The sequence below is a fragment of the Psychromonas antarctica genome, from assembly GCF_022267535.1.
GTDB classification, from domain to species: domain Bacteria; phylum Pseudomonadota; class Gammaproteobacteria; order Enterobacterales; family Psychromonadaceae; genus Psychromonas; species Psychromonas antarctica.
This window is the reverse complement of the sequence record NZ_JAHNZV010000237.1, coordinates 1-1534: the sequence shown is the minus strand read 5'-3', so window position 1 is coordinate 1534 and position 1534 is coordinate 1. Positions and strand designations below refer to the sequence as shown.

Annotated in this window: 1 protein-coding gene; it reads left to right on the top strand. The window is 34.7% G+C overall.

Going from position 1 to position 1534, the window contains the following annotated elements; translation table 11 throughout:
• Nucleotides 1–779 precede the first annotated feature (779 nt).
• Nucleotides 780–1534, top strand: a 755-nt coding sequence (locus tag KSO91_RS17220) for a toll/interleukin-1 receptor domain-containing protein (RefSeq protein WP_238744249.1), incomplete at its 3' end; no start/stop codon positions are given.

Sequence of the window (1534 nt, the reverse complement as noted above, 5' to 3'; positions counted from 1 at the left end):
TGGCCAACAAGATGAAAAGTAGATTTACCTATATCAATTCCTAAAATATTAATATTAGACATGATGATTCTCCTCTTGAGTAATTGCCCTAAGTTTAGACTAGGGTGAGGCGGACCATCTTATTAGCTACTTAAGTATCTTTCTGTATTTACCATAACACCCGTTAAGCGCAGTAAAAAATGGGGGTAAAAAAATAGTGGTATTGAGTTAATAACTCAAATTGTACGTATTACTTAGAGGCTACCTAAATGGTGGCCTTTTTTGTATTTAGTCGTAAATTTCCTAGGGCGGTTTGTGCCCCTTTACGAGCTCGAAGTCTAACTCGGAACCGCCCCGCCTATAGCAATTATAGTAATACTTGTATATCGTTATAAACGAGTATAATATTAAAATTGTTGAGGATATGTACGTTATAAAACACCTAAACCCGAACTTCCAATTCGGGTTTTTTTGTGCCCTTTTCTAGATAGAGAGCCAAGTCGCTAACGCCCCCATAGCGAGGTAGGAGCAAAGCTAAATGCAACATGAAATACTTGCCTATCCCCCTTCTTAAAATAATCAAAGCCGAATCCTGTCATGGGGTTCGGCTTTTTTGTTGGTGGAGTTTGTAAATATAAAAATAAATGTGATGTTCTTTTGATTTTAGCTGTCAATTGTGTGGTGATTAGCTTGTTTATCATGAATTTAATAGGTAATGTTTCTATTTGTTGTTATCACTTACCTTGTATTTTGATAGTTTATTTTTGTTTGTAATATTTTCTCTTCTCAAAGGAAAGTCAATGAGTTCTCCTCTAAATTTTTTTTATAGTTATTGTCATGCTGACAGTGAACAACGAGCTGCACTAGAGAAACATTTATCTATGCTCGTTAGAAATAAAGTGATTTCACCATGGCATGATGCAGATATCGTTGCAGGGAGTGATTGGAAAAGGAATATCGTAAAGAACTTAGAGGAGGCTGATATTGTTGTCTTCTTGGTAACAACAAGTTGGTTGGGCTCTGAGGCTTGTATTGAAGAATGGGAGTTAGCTAAAAAATCCTCCGAGAAACAGCCCAATAAAGTATTGATACCTGTTATTGCCACAGATTGTGCATGGTTAGACTTTGATGATATGAAATCGAAGCTGGTTTTGCCATATGATGGAAATCCAGTTTCTAAATGGGACGATGCAGATTCGGCTTGGCTTAATGTATACAATGGTATAAAAAAAGCAGCTGAAGAACAAAAAAAAAAATTTAGATTACTCCCCAGTTATGTTGATGAATTACAGGCAGTAGAATTTTGTTCCACAAACTCTAAAGAAATCATATTGGAAGATATTTTTGTTTTTCCAAACTTGTTAACTTATTCAGAGAAAACAGATGGAATTGAAATTGAAATAGATGGGATTGATGATTTAATCAAAGAAAAAAGGCAATTCATAATAGGGGATAGCCAATCAGGAAAAACTAAATTATCAGCATGGCTATGCTTAGAGCTTAATAAACAAAATAAATCTTGTTTGTATTTTGATTTGAACCAATTAAGCAATAG